Genomic DNA, 15,359 nt, shown 5'->3' with positions numbered 1-15,359 from the left:
TCCGGCTACTACGCCGCCGCCACCCATCCCAGGACGACCTTCGACAGTTCCTCGGGCAGTTGCTCCAGAACCGGGACATGGCCGCCGGACAGGACGCGGGTCTCGCAGCCGAGGGCGGCGGCGAACTTCTCCAGGGAGAGCAGGGAGTAGTGGTCACCCGGGGCACAGACCGCAAGGGTCCGGGCGGTGATGTGGGGCAGACGTTCGTCCATCACATAGCGCCGCACCGCCTCATGACCCTCCTCCACCCGGTCGAGGACGGTCAGCGCGTCGACCATGAACCGGTTGAGCGCGGCCTCCTCTCCTTCCTGGTAGAAGCCTCGGCGCCGGTTCCACAGCTCCACCAGGTGCGAGCCGTCGGGTTTCGGGTCGACGTGGTCGACGGGCTTGCGCGTGGCTGCCGTACGCCGTTTCTCGTCGTCGACGAAGGAGGTCGCGGACAGCAGGAGGCTCGCGACCCGGTCCTGGTGCCGGGCCGCGAGCTCCACCGCGATCACCCCGCCCGTGTGATGGCCCACGAGATGGAAGCGGTCCAGCTCCAGCGCCTCGATCAGGGCGTCGGCGGCGTCCGCGAACCGTTCGATCGTGTGCGGCCCCTCGGGTTTCGCGGAGGCCCCGAAGCCCAGGGTGTCCATGGCGATCGCCCGGTGTTCGGCGCCCACCAAGGGCAGCACGTCGAGGTACTCGGTCCAGGAGCGCGGGGTCTGGTGGAGCATCAGTACGGGCTCGCCCGTGCCGCATTCGGCATAGTGCAACTGCCCGAAGGGGCTGGGCACATAGCCCTTGCGCAGGGTGGGCGTCATCGGTGACCTGCCTTCGCTGCCCGCTCCCCCGCCGCCGCCAGGTCGAGGGCGATGTCGGTGATCATGTCTTCCTGGCCGCCGACCATTCCCCGCCGTCCGACCTCCACGAGGATGGCGCGAGTGTCCAGGCCATAGCGGGCGGCGGCGGTCTCGGCGTGGCGCAGGAAGCTGGAGTACACCCCGGCGTAGCCCAGGCTGAGGGTTTCGCGGTCGACGCGAACGGGGCGGTCCTGGAGCGGGCGTACGAGGTCGTCGGCGGCGTCCATCAGCGGGAACAGGTCACAGCCGTGCTGCCAGCCCATCAGGTCGGCGACCGCGATGAACGCCTCCAGCGGACAGTTGCCGGCCCCGGCGCCCTGCCCGGCCAGCGAGGCGTCGACGCGGGTGCAGCCGTGCTCGACGGCGACCACGCTGTTCGCCACCCCCAGGGCCAGGTTGTGGTGGGCGTGGATGCCGAGTTCGGTGCCAGGGTCGAGGACGTCGCGGTAGGCGCGGAAGCGGTCGCGTACGCCGTCCATGGTGAGCCGACCGCCGGAGTCGGTGACGTACACGCAGTGCGCGCCGTAGGACTCCATCAGCTTGGCCTGGCGGGCGAGCTCGGCGGGCTCCGCCATGTGGGACATCATCAGGAACCCGGCGACATCCATGTCCAACTCCCGTGCGGCGGCGATGTGTTGGGCGGCGATGTCGGCCTCGGTGCAGTGCGTGGCGATGCGGACCGAGCGGATACCGAGGGCGTGGGCCTGTTTGAGGTCGTGGACGGTACCGATGCCGGGCAGCAGCAAGGTGGTGGGAGTCGCCTGCCGTACCGCGTCGGTGACCGCTTCGATCCATTCCCAGTCCGTGTGGGCGCCGACGCCGTAGGTGATGCTGGAGCCCGCGAGGCCGTCGCCGTGCGCGATCTCGATCGCGGCGACGCCTGCCACGTCCAGGGCGGCGGCGATGGTGCGGGCCTGCTCGACGGTGTAGCGGTGCCGGATGGCGTGCATGCCGTCCCGCAGGGTGACGTCCTGGAGGTACAGGGCCGGGGTCATCGTGCGGTCGCCTCTCGGGTGCGATGGGCGGCCAGGCGTTCCGCGGTGCGCAGCGCGGCCGAGGTCATGATGTCGAGGTTGCCGGCGTAGGCGGGCAGGTAGTGGGCGGCGCCCTCAACCTCCAGGAACACCGAGGCCTTCACCGGCGCGGGGCCGACGGGCACCAGCGCGCGCAGGGGGTCGTCGGCGGCGACCTGCTCGAACTGCACCTTCTGTTTGAGGCGGTAGCCGGGCACGTACGCCTGCACCCGTCCGACCATGGCTTCGATCGAGGCGGTGACGGCCTGCTCGTCGCACTCGGAGACGAGGCAGTGCACCGTGTCCCGCATGATCAGCGGTGGTTCGGCGGGGTTGAGGACGATGATCGCCTTGCCGCGGGCCGCGCCGCCCACTTTCTCGATGGCGGAGGCGGTGGTCTCGGTGAACTCGTCGATGTTGGCCCGCGTGCCCGGTCCCGCCGAGCGGGAGGCGATGGAGGCGACGATCTCCCCGTAGTGCACGGGGGTGACGGCCGAGACCGCGGCCACGATCGGGATGGTGGCCTGCCCGCCGCAGGTGACCATGTTGACGTTCGGGCTGTCCAGGTGGGCGTCCGCGTTGACCGGCGGCACCACGAACGGGCCGATAGCGGCCGGCGTGAGGTCGACCACCGTGCGCCCGAGACCGCGCAGCACCTCGTCATGGCGGCGGTGAGCGCCGGCCGAGGTGGCGTCGAAGACGATCCGCACGTCTGCGAACTCATCCATGGTGACCAGACCGTCCACGCCCTTGTGGGTTGTGGCGACCTTCAGGCGGCGGGCGCGCGCCAGGCCGTCTGAGTCCGGGTCGATCCCGGCCATCGCCGCCATCTCCAGGCTCTCCGACAGCCGCAGCACCTTGATCATGAGGTCGGTGCCGATGTTCCCGGAGCCGATCACGGCCACCTTGGTACGGATACTCACGACCTGTCTCCCTCCGTCGCGAACTCGACCGCCACCCGGCCCAGTTGACTGATACGTGCCTCAAAGCGGTCGCCCGGGGCCGCGACCGCCATCGGCCCCAGCGCCCCGGTCAGCACCACATCCCCGGCCCGCAGCGGATCACCCATGCCCGCCAGCGTCGAGGCCAGCCAGACCGCCGCGTTCAGCGGGCCGCCCAGGCAGTCGGCACCGGTCCCCTCGGAGACCGGCTCGCCGCCGCGGGTCATCGTCATCCGCACACCGCGCAGGTCCAGACCCGTCAGCGGCACCGGCGTACCGCCGAGCACGAACAGGCCGCTGGAGGCGTTGTCCGCGACGGTGTCCACGATGCTGATGTCCCAGCCGGCGATCCGGCTGTCCACGATCTCCAGCGCGGGCAGCGCGAAGTCGGTCGCCCGCAGCACATCGGCCACCGTGCACTCGCGGTGCGGCAGATCCGCGCCCAGGACCAGGGCCACCTCCGCCTCCACTTTCGGCTGCAGCAGCCGTCCAGCCGCCACCCGGCCGCCCTCCGGGACCGCCATGTCCGCGAACAGCGCGCCGAAGTCCGGCTGATCCACGCCCAGTTGGGCCTGCACGGCCGGTGACGTCAGCCCGATCTTCCGGCCCACGACCCGCCGCCCGGCGGCCACGCCACGCTCGACGTTCACCCGCTGCACGGCGTACGCGGTCTCGACATCGCCCTCGGTGAGAAGTGAACGCACGGGCGGGCAGGCGGTACCCGTGCGAACCGCTTCGACCAGAGTGTCCGCGGCCTTGATCACCTCGGGGGCGGTCATGAGCTCGCCCCGGACGCCCCGGACAGCAGAGGCGACTCGGCGTCGACGGGACCCACCCCGTTCGCACCGCCCGGTGTCCCCAGCGGTTCCGCCCGGCCGGGCAACAGCACCTCGAAGAACTGCTTGTTGTCCTCGCGGTGTTCGGGTTCGGCGCGCCGGTCGATGATGATCGCCTGCTCGGGGCAGGCGACCTCGCAGGCCCCGCAGTCGATGCACTCCGTGGGGTTGATGTAGAGCTTGCGGGCGCCTTCGTAGATGCAGTCGACGGGGCATTCCTCGACGCAGGACCGGTCCATGATGTCGACACAGGCCGACCCGATGACGTACGCCATCTCAACTCTCCTTCTCGGTGGAGTGCCCGGGGAACAGCTGGGCCTCCGGGTCGATGACGGTGGCGGCGTTGTTCACGGCGGTGGCGACCTCGCCGAAGCCGACGGCGATGAGGCGCACCTTGCCCGGGTAGTCGGTGATGTCGCCCGCGGCGAACACGCGGGGGACGTTGGTGGCCATCCGGGTGTCCACGGCGATGCGCCGGGCTTGGAGCGTCAGGCCCCAGTCCTTGAGCGGGCCGAGGTCGGCGGTGAAGCCCAGTGCGGCGACGACGGTCTGGGCCGGGAGGAGCCTAGTGGACTTGTCGACACGGTGCCGGATCTCCGCCTGCTCCAGGTGCGAGGAGCCGTGCAGCGCGCTCACCTCGGAGTCCACGATGATCTCGATGCCGAGGGCGCGGACCTTCTCCACAGTCGCGGCATGGGCCCGGAACCGGCTGGTGCGGTGGACGAGTGTGACGGACCGGGCGACCGGGGCGAGCAGCGCCGCCCAGTCGAAGGCGCTGTCGCCGCCGCCGACGACCACCACGTCCTGGTCGGCGTGGTCGGCCGGGCTGGGTACGAAGTAGACCTGGCCGCGGCCCAGGTAGGCGTCGCCGGCCGGCAGGGGCCTCGGGGTGAACGTGCCCACTCCCCCGGTGATCACGACGGCTCCGGCGTGGACCGTGGTCCCCTGGTCGCTGCGTACGACGGGATGTCCGTTCGCGTCGTGGGAGAGCTCGACCGCTCGATGACCGAGCAGGTAGACGGGCTCGTACGGTTCGGCCTGGGCGACCAGGTTGTCCACCAGGTCGCGGCCGCGCACGGACGGGAACCCGGCGATGTCGAAGATGGGCTTCTCCGGGTATATGGCGCTGATCTGGCCGCCGCACTGGGGCAGGACGTCCATGACCGCGACCCGCAGTCCACGGAAGCCCGCGTAGTAGGTGCCGTAGAGGCCCGCGGGCCCGGCGCCGATGATCAGGACGTCCGTCTCGATCCGGCGCGAGAAGTCCGTGCTCACCGGCACGTCGGAAAGAACGCTCATGGCCAGGGAGCGTATGGACGGCCGCGATCCCGCCCAATGAGTCCGTTCCGGTGAGCAGGACGCCTTGCTTATGCTCACCCGGGCGGCGCTGGGATGGTCGGCATCCGATGATGCCCCGCCAGCGGAGGATGCACATGCGTACGGACAGAGAACCACGGCTCGGAGTCAGACTCAGCACCATGACCGCCGCCTGTGCGGCACTGATCCTCACCACCACTGCCTGCACGGCAGGTTCGACGGACTCGACGGGGGTGTCGTCGGCGGGGAAGCCGACCGTACGGGTCGCCCTCGGCGTGGACGCCTCGTACGCGCCGTTCTATCTGGCCATGGAACGGGGCATGTTCGAGAAGGCGGGCGTCAACGTCGAGCTCGTGAAGACCGAGGGCGGTCCCGCGGCGGCCGAGGCCGTGTCCGCGGGCACCGCGCAGATCTCGGCCAACGCCGACTCCACCGCCCTGCCGCTGATGGCGTCCAATCCCGATCTGCGGTCCTTGGGCGTCTTCCAGTCCTCCGACCGCTACCTCAAGGTCGTCCTGCGCGACGGCATCGACTCCCCGAAACAGATCAAGACGATGGCGTCGATCGGCGGGCTCGGCCTGTACGCGACGCACCAGTATCTGCGCCACAACGGCATCGATCCGAAGTCGGTGAAGATCCCGCAGAGTTCGCCGCCGGAGATCCCCGGCATGCTGCAGCGGGGCTCGATCGACGCGTACATCCTGTTCGAGCCGTGGGCGGCGAAGGGCGACGCGGAGGGCGGTCATATCGCCGGGCGCATCGGCGACTTCGGGGTGAAGTACGTGCAGTGGCTGCTGGCCGACCAGAAGTGGCTCAAGGACAACGAGGAAGTCGCCGGCAAGATCTTCAAGGTGGTGGCCGCCGCGGACAAGCTCGTCACCGACGACCCGGCCGCAGCGGCGAAGGCCTCCAACCAGCAGGTCAAACTCCCGGCGGCGGAGACGGAGAAGGTGCTGCCGGAGATCACCTTCGCCGCCCGCGGCATCAACGACGCCGATGTCACCGAGTCGAAGAAGATCGTCGACTTTCTCCTCGACCAGAAACTGATCAAGAAGTCGCCGGACCTCGGGACTTCTCTGCTGAAGGGCTGGTACGAGCAGCACGCCGAGTGAGTCCGACCTGCCCTGTGACGCAGGGAGCGCCGTCGTCCTTGAGGACCGAGACGTCGAGCGTCACCCGCACTCCCTCGTCGCAGGGCTCGGTCGTGCGTACCGTCGCGGTCCAGGTGAGCTTCTCCCCGGCCACGGCGGTCGCCCGGTTGCGCCAGCTGACCGACTCCAGGCGGGCTCCGGGCCCGGCCCACTCCAGTGCGTACCGGCTGAGCGTCTCGCCGTGCAGCGTGGACTGGACGACCACGTCCGGGAAGCCCTCGGAGGCGGCGAACTCGGCGTCGTAGTGGATGCGGTGGGAGTTCCACGACACGGCGCTGAACCGGAACAGCTGCACCCTGCTGTGCGCGTACACGCGGGGCGGGCAGATCTGCCCGGCGACGAGGGCCGATGTCATGCGGCGGCCCCGCTCTGCTCGTCGTCCTTCTCGGCGCTCTTCTCTCCTGGGACGCCGTCCAGGACGACGATCGTCTCGTCCACGGTCATCAGGTCCTCTCCGTCCTCCGAGGTGAAACGGGTGGTGACGCCGAGCAGCACGAACTCGCCCGAACGGCCGCGCCGTTGGCCGGCCGAGATGACCGCGCGGGCGGCGGTGACGCGGGTGCCCGCGACCGGTGGGCGGCCCAGTCGGACCGACTGACCGCCGTGCACCTGGCGTACCGGCAGGCCCTGGGTGCAGGGCGATTCGCGCAGAGAGAGCCCGTCCGGGCGCAGTTCGTCCTCGACCGGGCCGTCCTCCCAGCTCAGTGTTCCGGCGAGGAACAGGGTGGGGGCGACGACCGGTTCCCCGGCCGCCTCCTGGGCGCGGGCCCGGCGGATGTAGTCCATATCGTTGAGTGCGGCGGCGTACCGGCAGAAGTCCTTCACGCCGAGCACACCGCAGTCCTCGCTCTCCCACTGTCCGATCAGCTTCCGGGCGCGGGAGAGCACCTCGTCCAATGCCGCGCTCACCGCAGCGACCGGCTGATCCCCAGGGCCGCGGTGCGCAGCGCCGTGGCGTGCCCGGACGGGTCCATGCGGTAGGTGGGCGCGGTGATGGACAGTGCGCCGACAAGCGTGGACTGGCTGCCGAAGACCGGCACGGCCATGCTCGTGTAGCCCAGGCGGATCTCCTCGGCCTCGGTCGCTATGCCCTCCGCCCGGATCCGCTCCAGCTGGGCACGCAGCCGGCCCGGCGAGGTGACCGTGTGCCGGGTGAACGGCTTCAGCCCACTCCTGATCACCTCGGCGAAGAGCGCACCCGGGGAGAAGGCCAGGATCGCCTTGCCGGTGGCCGTGCAGTACAGCGGCAGCCGGCCCGCCACCCGGGACTCCTCGTTCAGTCCGCGGTGCGGGAAGATCTTCTCCAGGTACACCACGTCGAGGCTGTCGTGGATGGCGAAGTGGATGGTCTCCTGGGTGGCGAGCAGGAGGTCCTCCATGTAGGGCTGGGCCACCTCGCGCAGGATGCGCTGCCGGTGCACGCGCTGGCCCATCTCGAACAGCCGCAGCCCGAGCCGGTAGTCGCAGCCCGTCCGCTCCAGCAGCCCCCAGACGACCAGCTCCTGGGCGAGCCGGTGCACGGTGGCCTTGGCCACGCCCGTACGGCGCACCAGTTCGGCGAGCGAGAGGGCGTTGTCCTCGGCGGTGAACGCCTCCAGAATCGGTCTGACCTTGCCCAGGACGGAGTTCATCGGGTCGGGGCAGGGAGCTGGGTCGGCTGGGCGGGGGATGGCGGACCCGACGGGTCGGATGCCGGTGGAGCCGACCGAATCGATGTCGGCGTGGCCGACCGAGGTGACGGTCATGGGGAGAACCTCCCGATCAATCCGTTGCCTTCCGGAGAATGCGTGCGTGGCTGGATCCGGACCCTCAACGGAACCACGCCTGCCTTGATCATGACTATGGGTGAGGTGTTAATTCGCGGTGACCGCGGACGCGGCTACCGAGAGTCCGCAGGTGGGGCGGTGTTCCGGGAGTCCGCTACCGCGCCTCGGCGAGGAACGCCAGGCTGAGCGGGTTGTAGAGGTCGGCCTTCTCGTGCTGCGGCCAGTGCCCGCACTCGTTGAAGACCTCCAGGCGGGCGCCGGAGATGGCGGCCGCGATGGCCTCGGCCTCGGGGACGTCCCCGAGCGGGTTCTTGTTGCCCCAGACGACCAGGGTCGGGGCCTTGATACGGGCCATCCGGTCGGGCCGGAGAAGATTGCGCTCGCGCGTCCCGGGCTCCTGAAGGGCCAGCAGGTTGTGCAGGTTCCGCTGGAAGTCGGGGTGGTGGTAGATCCCGTACCGGACCTGCGTCAGCTCCTCGCCGAGGTCCTCGTCCCATTCCGCCCACAGCAGCTTCAGCCGCTCCCGGGTGAAGGACACGTCGTCCTCCAGGGCGGCGGCCCGCGTCGAGGTCTTCAGCCGCTCCATCACCTTCGGGTTGACCTTCGTGCCGCCCATGCACAGCAGTTGCAGCGAGGCGACCCGGTCGGGGTACTCGCTCGCCGCCCAGGACGAGACCCAGCCGCCCAGCGACTCGCCGACCAAGTGCGCGCGTTCGGCGCCGACCGCGTCCAGGTAGGACATCAAGTGCTCGACATACGCGGGGATTTCGCCCGGGCGGTCCGGTTTGCCGGTGTAGCCGTGGCCGAGCATGTCGATGGCGTGGCAGCGGTAGCGCTCGGCGTGCGCCGGGATGTTGCGTACGAACGCCTCAAGGTGGCCGGTCGTGCCGTGCAGGAACACCACGTGCTCGCCGTCCTCGGGACCGGCCTGCAGGGCGCGGGTCTTGAAGCCGCCGGTCTCCACGTACGCGTGCCGGTAGTCGACGCCGGTCAGTTCGGTCCAGATACTCATGGCTGCCTTTCGGTGGTCTGTACGGGGTCGAGGACGGCGACGGCCATACCCGTCAGCCATTCGGGCATCGGCTCGTAGGCCAGCCGCCGGCCGGGGGCGTGGTCGAGGAGGGCCGCCATCAGCAGCCAAGTGCGCACTTCCTGGGCGCCGTTGCCCGCCGCCTTGTCCAGTTCTTCGGTGGAGTACTCGGTCATGCGGTGGGTCAGGCCGTGCTCCACCAGGGAGAGGAACTCGTCGTCGAACTCGGGGTTGAGGGCGGCTTCGGCGGCCCGGATGATCTCGCGGCGCCGGGCGTCGTAGTCCTGCCAGTTCTCCCGGCCGTTCAGCCAGGCGCCGACCATGAACTCCTCGTCGTCGCCGTGCGGATCGCGCCAGTCGGGCCAGGGCAGCCGGTGCGAGAGTCCGCCGGAGCCGATCACCGCGACGCGGCGGTCGCCGGGAAAGGCGAGCACGGCGTCCCTGATGGCGCTGCCCAGCTGCTCGCAGCGCGCGAGGGTGGGCAGCGGAGGGGCGAAGACGTTCACGACGAGCGGGACGATCTCCACGTCCAGTCCGTCGAGCAGGTACTGGATGGCGTGCGACTGGCCGTGGTCGATCTGCAGCCGGGCCGAGTACGCGGGGTCGAAACGGCCGCCTTCCACAAGGGAGTTGGCTATGTGGCGGGCGAGCGGCACATCCACCGGCTGCGGCCCTTTCGGGGTGCCGGACTCACCGCTCGCGATGCACTCGCCGACGCCCAGGGTGAAGGAAGGGATGAGGTCCAGCCAGAAACCCCGGAAGTGGTTGGAGCCGACAAGGATCACCGTGTCGGGGCGGGCCGCCGCGAGCTCGTCGCGCGCCGCCTTCAGCGCGTCCCGGAACCGTTCCGCGCGGTCCTTGTGGAGGGTCTCCTCCCAGTGGGTGTTCATCAGCGTGCTGTGCGAGGCACCGACGCCCAGGACGATCTCGGTCATGCTTCCACCTCGGTCCGGGAGCGGGTCACGGTGTCGACGGCCGTACGGATCAGATGGCGCGTCAGCTTCTCCATGGCCTGTACGTCGACGGTGTTCATGCCCTTCGCGAAGTCGATCTCGAAGGGGGCCTCGGTGACCCTCGGCATGCCGACGCGGACGGTGGGGATGCCGCGACCGCGCAGGATGTTGGCGTCAGTGGCGCCGCTGTTGCCGCGAATGAAGTCGTGTTCGCGTCCCTCCAGGGCCTCCCAACTTGCTTGTGCGGTACGGGAGATCCAGCTGTCGGGGTCGGTCCGTGTGCCGGGGATGGCCAGGACCATCTCGGCGGTCACGTCGGTTTTCGGCAGCTTGTCGAGGGCTGCGAGGAACTCCCGCTTGGCCTGCATGGGGGTGGTGTCCGGGCTGATGCGGAGGTCCACCATGAGCGTGCAGGCGGCCGGGGTCACGGCTGCCATGCGCGGCCAGCCGCCGCGTACCGACGACACGATGCCCTGCGGTGCGACCGTGCCGGCGGTGTGGCGGTCGGCGTACTCGACGAACCACTCCTCCAGGTACCGGGCGACCTCCCCGGCGCGGGCGATGGCGTTGTCGTACGGGAGCCGGTGGCGCGAGCCGACGTAGGTGTGCGTGCCGCGGACGGTGACCTCGAACCAGACGAGGCCGACCTCGTCCCAGGAGATGGCCCAGCCGGGCTTGGCGATGACCGCGTAGTCGGCCCACACGCCCTGCTCCAGCAGGAACGAACAGCCCACGCCCTGACCGGTGTTGTACCGGATGCCGACCGGACGCGCGTTGGTGGGCATACCGCCCGCGCCGAACGCGGCGACCAGATCGCCGGTGAGCGGGATCCCGGCCCGGGCGATCGCCTCGGCGGCCATCATCACGCAGGCGGCGTGACCCTTGGGGTTGGACGCCCCGAGTCCGGTCACCAACTCCCCGTCGACGACGGCCTTCGGGCGCATGTCGTCCCTCAACTCCGGACCGATCCAAGGGAGATCCTCGCTCTCCTCGCCCACGGTCAGGGTGTCGATCGGGGCATAGAGCATGAGGTCGGGGCCGGTGCCGTCGCCTTCGACACGCGCCCAGGCGTTGGCCTGACGGTCGTCGAGCGGCTGCACCTCGGCCCGGCATCCGGCGTGCGAAAGAGTGGCGGCGATGTGCTGAGCAAGGGGCCCTTCGTCGCCGGTCGGGCTCGAGATGTCGACGAGTCCGACGACGAGTTCGCGCAGCCGGTCGGGGGTGACGTGCCGCCAGGCTTCGGTGACCCAGGCGCTTCGCCGGTCGTCCAGCCCGGCCAGGCCCGCCGGTTGACCGCCGGTCACTGGTTGATCCTGTGGACCTGGGTCATGGTGGTGCGCTCGAAGCGCTTCTTGGCCGGCGGAAGCGCGAGGGCGAGCGCGGCTCCGGCCAGCAGGGTGAGCAGGGTACGGCCCATGGGTCAGCCCTTCTTTCCGTTGACGGGTCCGGCGGCGCCGACCGCGGCGAGCTTCTTGGCGTACTCCTCCTCGCTGAGGTTCCGCCAGGCGGTCAGCGAGATGTCGGGGCGGTAGAGCTTCTCCGGGGGCGCGTCGGTGACGTCGACCATCCAGGCGTCCTGGCCGGAGAACTGTCCGTGGAACAGCCAGCGGATAGCGCCCAGGTACTTGGCGTAGAACCCGAGGGTCTTCCAGCCCTCGGTGAAGTTGACCATCACGCCGACGTAGCGGTGGTGGTCGGCGTCGACGGGGACGTAGAACTCGTAGTGGATGAAGTTGGGGTAGGCGATGCGCAGCACGCCCGGCATCGACAGGGACGCGAAACCCGGGAATTCCTGGGCCTCGATGGTCGGGTCGACCTTGTCCGCCTTGCCGGTGTTGCCGAGGTTGAAGGTCTCCTTGGGCGGTTGCTGCTTCCACCAGCGCTTGTTGGACCAGCGGCCGACGCCCGGGAAGTCGGCCTCCCAGTGGACCTCGTCCTGCACCCGGAAGATCCAGCGCCCCTGGGGGACGATCCTGGTGATGTTCCAGGTGGGCATGGCCTTGAACAGCCGCCACAGCGCGGTGCGGTGCAGGTACTTGGCGTGACCCTCGTCGAAGCCGTTCTCGCAGGCGAACCGCCAGTTGCCGCCGCGGGGTTCGATGCGGCCGCCCATGACGAAGCCGTTGGAGACGAGCTCTTCGGGAAGCTGCTCGTCGATCGGGGGCGGTTCCTCGTCGGCGACGGGGATGTACACCCACACCATGCCGAGGCGTTCCTCGACCGGGTACGTCTTCACCTCGACCTTGCCGGTCAGCCGGCAGTCGGGGCCGTCGGTGATGACCGCGCAGAGCTTGCCGGTGGGCAGGTCGAAGGTCCAGCCGTGGTATGGGCAGCTGACCGTGCCCGGGAACTGCTGGTTGCCCTCGGACAGCGGCACGCCGCGGTGCGGGCAGCGGTTGTGCAGCGCGTACGCCTTGCCGGCGTCCCGGATCAGCGTGATCTTCTCGCCGCAGAGCGTGAAGGGGAGCGGTTTGCCGGTGATGTGGCTGGACCAGGTGACCGGGTACCAGTAACCGCGGAAGCCGGCCGTCGCCGCGTCGTAGTGGGGCCACGTCGACCAGTCCTGCCGGCCGGGCTGCCGACCTGGCTGCCCAGCGGGTCTGCGGCTGCTTCGGCCGGTGCCCTTGGAGGCGAGCGAGTCCTCACCCGTCGTCATCGTGCGTGACCTCCTGCTGCCGTCGGAACATGGCTTTGAGCATCGGGGGGCGCACGGGATCCGCCTACGGACCCGTTCCGCTGAGCAGACCGCGATCCATGCCCGCCACCGTGCCGCGTTCTACGGTTTGTCAATTCTCGGGCCGCACCCGATGACCAACCCACCGAGGCACTCATGGAGACACAGGCCGCGCTGCGCGGATGGTTCACCGAACAGACGAAGGGATCGTGATGACGAAGGCCATCGAGGCCGACCGGCCGCCGTCCGGCGCGTCACCCGTCAACGGAAGCCGCGGCGCAGCCGTGTCCGTCGACAAAGTGGACATCCGGTTCGGCTCCTTCCACGCCGTACGCGGCATCTCACTGGACATCGCCGCCGGTGAATTCCTCTGTCTGCTCGGTCCGAGCGGCTGCGGCAAATCCACCCTGCTGTCCGCGCTGGCCGGGTTCGTACGGCCGCACCAGGGCGGCCTCACCGTCGACGGCGTCACGATCGGCGGCCCCGATCCCGACCTCGGCATGGTCTTCCAGAGCAGCGAGGCGCTCTTCGACTGGCTGACCGTGCGCCAGAACGTGGCGTTCGGTCCTCGTATGCGCGGCAAGTCCCGTGCCGAGCAGGCCAAGTTGGCCGACGAGTACCTCGCCCTGGTCGGGCTGCGGCACTGCGCCGACCGTTTCCCGGACCAACTGTCCGGCGGCATGCGCCAGCGGGTGCAGATCGCCCGCGTGCTGGCCAACGAACCGCGGGTCGTGCTGATGGACGAGCCGTTCGGCGCGCTCGACGCGCAGACCCGGCAGGTGATGCAGGAGGAGATGGGCCGGATCTGGCGGGCCTCGGGCTGCACCGTCGTCTTCGTCACCCACGACATCGACGAGGCGATCCTGCTGGCCGACCGCGTCGCCGTGATGACGGCGGGACCGGCGGCCTCGGTCAAGTCCGTCTACCCCGTCGACCTGCCCAGGCCGCGCGACGAGACCGACCCCGCGGCCATCGAACTGCGCCGCGCCCTGCGGGACGACATCGGCGAAGAGGTACGCAAGGCCCTGCGCGACCAGGGCCTCGACCCGGAGGTGGACGCATGACGGTCGTCACGGCGAAACCCGCCGCCGAGCCCCGGGTCGAGCGGCGTGCGTTGCGGGACACCGCTCGAGGACTGCGCGGGATCCTCGTGTCCGTGGTGTCCGTCCTCGTCGGCATCGGAATCTGGCAGCTGCTGGCGATGCAGTACGGCGCCTCCCTGGTCGCCTCCCCGAGCGCGACCATGGACGCGGCGGGCGAACTCGCGGGCGACGGAACGCTCACCAACTCGGTCATCGCCTCCAGCCGCCGCATCCTGATCGGCTGGGGACTCGGTCTGCTCGTGGGCGTACCGGTCGGCCTGCTCATCGGGCAGATCAAGCTCGTACGCCAACTCCTCGACCCGTACATCGAGTTCTTCCGCTTCATCCCGCCAGTCGCGTTCGTGACGCTGGCGGTGGTCTGGCTGGGCATCGGCGAGTCGTCGAAGGTCGTGCTGATCTTCTACACGGCGGTCTTCATCGTCACGCTCAACACGAGCGCCGGTGTGATGGCCGTGAGCGAGTCGAAACTGCGCGCGGCGGCGAGTCTGGGCGCGAACCGTCGGCAGATCCTGCAGGGGATCGTGCTGCCGTCGACCGTGCCGTACATCGTCACCGGTGCGCGCCTCGCCATGGGCAACAGCTTCCTGACCATCGTCTCCGCCGAGATCGTCGCCGCCCAGGTCGGGCTCGGCTCTCTGATCTGGACGTCCCGCAACTACGGGCGCATCGACTGGGTCTTCGTCGGGATCATCACCTTGGGCATCCTGGGGTTCGTCTTCGACCGCGTGCTGCGGATCGTCGCCTCCCGGGTCCTGCGTCGATACGGAGTGAAGCTGTGAGCGGCGAGACCTCGCATGCCCTTGTCCTTGAAGAGTTCGGCACCCTGCCCCGGCTGGTGAAGCGGCCGGTGCCCGTACGGGAGCCTGGGCAGACCCTCGTGCGCGTACAGGCGGCGCAGGTGGCCCACCTCGATCTGAACGTCCTGGACGGCAAGTTCGGCATCCTGCCGGATCTGCCCGCGGTGCCGGGCACCACGGCGTGCGGAGTGGTCCTGGCCTCGGACACGCACGCCGAGGGCAGCCTGGTCAGGATCAACGGCAAGGGTCTTGGACTGCGCCGGGACGGGTGCTGGGCCGAGCACGCGGTCGTGCCCGACGCCGCCCCGGTCCCCGTGCCCGAGCGCACGGATCCCGCGCTGGCATGCAGCTTCTTCTCACCGGCGGGCACGGCCTGGGCCGCGGTGCACTCGGTCGCGGCGATACGGCCCGGAGAGCGGGTCATGGTGACCGGCGCGGCGGGCGCGGTCGGCGCGCTGACCGTTCAGGTCGCCGCGCGTGCCGGAGCCGAGGTGATCGGGGTGGTGGGCCGCCCGGCCAAGCTCGGCCATGTGCCGGCGCCCGGGAAGCCGGTCCTGGCGGCCGAGTTGTCGCCTCAGGCGGCGGGCGGACAGGTGGACGCGCTCATCGACACCGTCGGCGGGCCGGTGCTGCGGGACGCGCTCGGGCTCGTCCGTCCACGCGGGCGCGTCGCACTGGTCGGCTACACCGCCGGGCGCGAATTCGGCGTGGACCTCGCGGACTTCCTGCTCGCCGACGTGGCACTGCTGCCCGTCAATCTGATGTCACGGGGCAGGGAGGTCGCCGCGGACGCCGAGCGGATGCTGGGCGAACTGGCGTCAGGGGAGCTGACGTTGCCGATCGAACGGTACGGGCTCGAGGGGCTGGCGGAGGCCGTGGAGAGGCTGCGTACCGGGGAGGCGGTGGGAAAGGTGGCGCTGGACTTGTCCTGACACC

The 15,359-nt window shown here is 70.0% G+C and carries 17 protein-coding genes; 4 read left to right on the top strand and 13 right to left on the bottom strand.

Translation table 11 applies throughout. The features are described 5' to 3' along the window. Nucleotides 1-8 precede the first annotated feature (8 nt). Genes ACYVO6_RS38800 through ACYVO6_RS38775 form a run of 6 tightly spaced genes read right to left on the bottom strand, consistent with a single transcriptional unit; the run spans nucleotide 9 to nucleotide 4,931 of the window. Entirely contained in the window at nucleotides 9-803 is a 795-nt protein-coding gene (locus ACYVO6_RS38800) for an alpha/beta fold hydrolase (RefSeq protein ID WP_461069775.1), read from the bottom strand. Then, on the bottom strand, nucleotides 800-1,837 hold the full coding sequence (gene dmpG / locus ACYVO6_RS38795; RefSeq protein WP_461069773.1) for a 4-hydroxy-2-oxovalerate aldolase: 1,038 nt from the start codon (nucleotides 1,835-1,837) through the stop codon (nucleotides 800-802). Before dmpG ends, ACYVO6_RS38800 begins: the two co-directional genes overlap by 4 nt. Further along, nucleotides 1,834-2,772: an acetaldehyde dehydrogenase (acetylating) gene (locus tag ACYVO6_RS38790; protein ID WP_461069857.1), complete on the bottom strand. Its 939-nt coding sequence runs from the start codon at nucleotides 2,770-2,772 to the stop codon at nucleotides 1,834-1,836. Before ACYVO6_RS38790 ends, dmpG begins: the two co-directional genes overlap by 4 nt. Before the next feature lie 2 nt (nucleotides 2,773-2,774). Continuing rightward, a complete protein-coding gene (gene mhpD / locus ACYVO6_RS38785) occupies nucleotides 2,775-3,575 on the bottom strand; it encodes a 2-keto-4-pentenoate hydratase (protein ID WP_461069771.1) in 801 nt (266 codons plus the stop codon). After that, nucleotides 3,572-3,907: a ferredoxin gene (gene fdxA / locus ACYVO6_RS38780; RefSeq protein WP_461069769.1), complete on the bottom strand. Its 336-nt coding sequence runs from the start codon at nucleotides 3,905-3,907 to the stop codon at nucleotides 3,572-3,574. Before fdxA ends, mhpD begins: the two co-directional genes overlap by 4 nt. 1 nt (nucleotide 3,908) lies before the next feature. Then, nucleotides 3,909-4,931 carry an NAD(P)/FAD-dependent oxidoreductase gene (locus ACYVO6_RS38775; RefSeq protein WP_461069767.1) on the bottom strand — a complete coding sequence of 341 codons (1,023 nt, stop codon included), beginning with the start codon at nucleotides 4,929-4,931 and terminating at the stop codon, nucleotides 3,909-3,911. Between the two features lie 179 nt (nucleotides 4,932-5,110). Here ACYVO6_RS38775 and ACYVO6_RS38770 point away from each other — a divergent pair, with 179 nt between their 5' ends. After that, nucleotides 5,111-6,061 carry an ABC transporter substrate-binding protein gene (locus tag ACYVO6_RS38770; RefSeq protein ID WP_461069765.1) on the top strand — a complete coding sequence of 317 codons (951 nt, stop codon included), beginning with the start codon at nucleotides 5,111-5,113 and terminating at the stop codon, nucleotides 6,059-6,061. Here ACYVO6_RS38770 and ACYVO6_RS38765 read toward each other — a convergent pair. The 7 genes from ACYVO6_RS38765 to ACYVO6_RS38735 all read right to left on the bottom strand — a co-directional run bounded on the left by ACYVO6_RS38765 (nucleotide 5,997) and on the right by ACYVO6_RS38735 (nucleotide 12,505). Further along, nucleotides 5,997-6,455, bottom strand: a complete 459-nt coding sequence (locus ACYVO6_RS38765; RefSeq protein ID WP_461069763.1) for a hotdog family protein — start codon at nucleotides 6,453-6,455, stop codon at nucleotides 5,997-5,999. The genes ACYVO6_RS38770 and ACYVO6_RS38765 overlap by 65 nt on opposite strands. Continuing rightward, a complete protein-coding gene (locus ACYVO6_RS38760; RefSeq protein WP_461069761.1) occupies nucleotides 6,452-7,009 on the bottom strand; it encodes an FAS1-like dehydratase domain-containing protein in 558 nt (185 codons plus the stop codon). Before ACYVO6_RS38760 ends, ACYVO6_RS38765 begins: the two co-directional genes overlap by 4 nt. Then, nucleotides 7,006-7,845 (bottom strand): IclR family transcriptional regulator, encoded by an 840-nt coding sequence (locus ACYVO6_RS38755; protein ID WP_461069759.1) that lies wholly within the window; start codon nucleotides 7,843-7,845, stop codon nucleotides 7,006-7,008. The genes ACYVO6_RS38760 and ACYVO6_RS38755 overlap by 4 nt, the downstream gene beginning before the upstream one ends. A gap of 175 nt (nucleotides 7,846-8,020) precedes the next feature. After that, nucleotides 8,021-8,878 carry an alpha/beta fold hydrolase gene (locus tag ACYVO6_RS38750; RefSeq protein WP_461069757.1) on the bottom strand — a complete coding sequence of 286 codons (858 nt, stop codon included), beginning with the start codon at nucleotides 8,876-8,878 and terminating at the stop codon, nucleotides 8,021-8,023. Further along, entirely contained in the window at nucleotides 8,875-9,831 is a 957-nt protein-coding gene (locus ACYVO6_RS38745; protein ID WP_461069755.1) for a DODA-type extradiol aromatic ring-opening family dioxygenase, read from the bottom strand. Before ACYVO6_RS38745 ends, ACYVO6_RS38750 begins: the two co-directional genes overlap by 4 nt. Further along, complete coding sequence (locus ACYVO6_RS38740; RefSeq protein WP_461069753.1) at nucleotides 9,828-11,153, bottom strand: M20 family metallopeptidase; 1,326 nt, start codon at nucleotides 11,151-11,153, stop codon at nucleotides 9,828-9,830. The genes ACYVO6_RS38745 and ACYVO6_RS38740 overlap by 4 nt, the downstream gene beginning before the upstream one ends. Nucleotides 11,154-11,269: 116 nt before the next feature. Continuing rightward, nucleotides 11,270-12,505, bottom strand: coding sequence for a Rieske 2Fe-2S domain-containing protein (locus ACYVO6_RS38735; RefSeq protein WP_461069751.1), 1,236 nt, complete (start codon nucleotides 12,503-12,505; stop codon nucleotides 11,270-11,272). A gap of 230 nt (nucleotides 12,506-12,735) precedes the next feature. On the opposite strand from ACYVO6_RS38735, the gene ACYVO6_RS38730 reads away from it, so the two are divergent. Genes ACYVO6_RS38730 through ACYVO6_RS38720 form a run of 3 tightly spaced genes read left to right on the top strand, consistent with a single transcriptional unit; the run spans nucleotide 12,736 to nucleotide 15,355 of the window. Then, a complete protein-coding gene (locus ACYVO6_RS38730) occupies nucleotides 12,736-13,587 on the top strand; it encodes an ABC transporter ATP-binding protein (RefSeq protein WP_461069749.1) in 852 nt (283 codons plus the stop codon). Then, nucleotides 13,584-14,405 carry an ABC transporter permease gene (locus tag ACYVO6_RS38725; RefSeq protein WP_461069747.1) on the top strand — a complete coding sequence of 274 codons (822 nt, stop codon included), beginning with the start codon at nucleotides 13,584-13,586 and terminating at the stop codon, nucleotides 14,403-14,405. Before ACYVO6_RS38730 ends, ACYVO6_RS38725 begins: the two co-directional genes overlap by 4 nt. After that, nucleotides 14,402-15,355 (top strand): quinone oxidoreductase family protein, encoded by a 954-nt coding sequence (locus ACYVO6_RS38720; RefSeq protein WP_461069745.1) that lies wholly within the window; start codon nucleotides 14,402-14,404, stop codon nucleotides 15,353-15,355. The genes ACYVO6_RS38725 and ACYVO6_RS38720 overlap by 4 nt, the downstream gene beginning before the upstream one ends. Nucleotides 15,356-15,359 lie beyond the last annotated feature (4 nt).

This window comes from Streptomyces pseudoechinosporeus (assembly GCF_054783935.1).
Note: the sequence above shows the minus strand (reverse complement) of the source record. Positions and strands in the feature narration are given on the sequence as shown.

Coding starts and splice junctions, on each gene's coding strand:
- ACYVO6_RS38800 (WP_461069775.1), bottom strand. CDS start 803: ATGACGCCCACCCTGCGCAAGGGCTATGTGCCCAGCCCCTTCGGGCAG.
- dmpG (WP_461069773.1), bottom strand. CDS start 1,837: ATGACCCCGGCCCTGTACCTCCAGGACGTCACCCTGCGGGACGGCATG.
- mhpD (WP_461069771.1), bottom strand. CDS start 3,575: ATGACCGCCCCCGAGGTGATCAAGGCCGCGGACACTCTGGTCGAAGCG.
- fdxA (WP_461069769.1), bottom strand. CDS start 3,907: ATGGCGTACGTCATCGGGTCGGCCTGTGTCGACATCATGGACCGGTCC.
- ACYVO6_RS38775 (WP_461069767.1), bottom strand. CDS start 4,931: ATGAGCGTTCTTTCCGACGTGCCGGTGAGCACGGACTTCTCGCGCCGG.
- ACYVO6_RS38770 (WP_461069765.1), top strand. CDS start 5,111: ATGACCGCCGCCTGTGCGGCACTGATCCTCACCACCACTGCCTGCACG.
- ACYVO6_RS38765 (WP_461069763.1), bottom strand. CDS start 6,455: ATGACATCGGCCCTCGTCGCCGGGCAGATCTGCCCGCCCCGCGTGTAC.
- ACYVO6_RS38755 (WP_461069759.1), bottom strand. CDS start 7,845: ATGACCGTCACCTCGGTCGGCCACGCCGACATCGATTCGGTCGGCTCC.
- ACYVO6_RS38750 (WP_461069757.1), bottom strand. CDS start 8,878: ATGAGTATCTGGACCGAACTGACCGGCGTCGACTACCGGCACGCGTAC.
- ACYVO6_RS38745 (WP_461069755.1), bottom strand. CDS start 9,831: ATGACCGAGATCGTCCTGGGCGTCGGTGCCTCGCACAGCACGCTGATG.
- ACYVO6_RS38735 (WP_461069751.1), bottom strand. CDS start 12,505: ATGACGACGGGTGAGGACTCGCTCGCCTCCAAGGGCACCGGCCGAAGC.
- ACYVO6_RS38730 (WP_461069749.1), top strand. CDS start 12,736: ATGACGAAGGCCATCGAGGCCGACCGGCCGCCGTCCGGCGCGTCACCC.
- ACYVO6_RS38725 (WP_461069747.1), top strand. CDS start 13,584: ATGACGGTCGTCACGGCGAAACCCGCCGCCGAGCCCCGGGTCGAGCGG.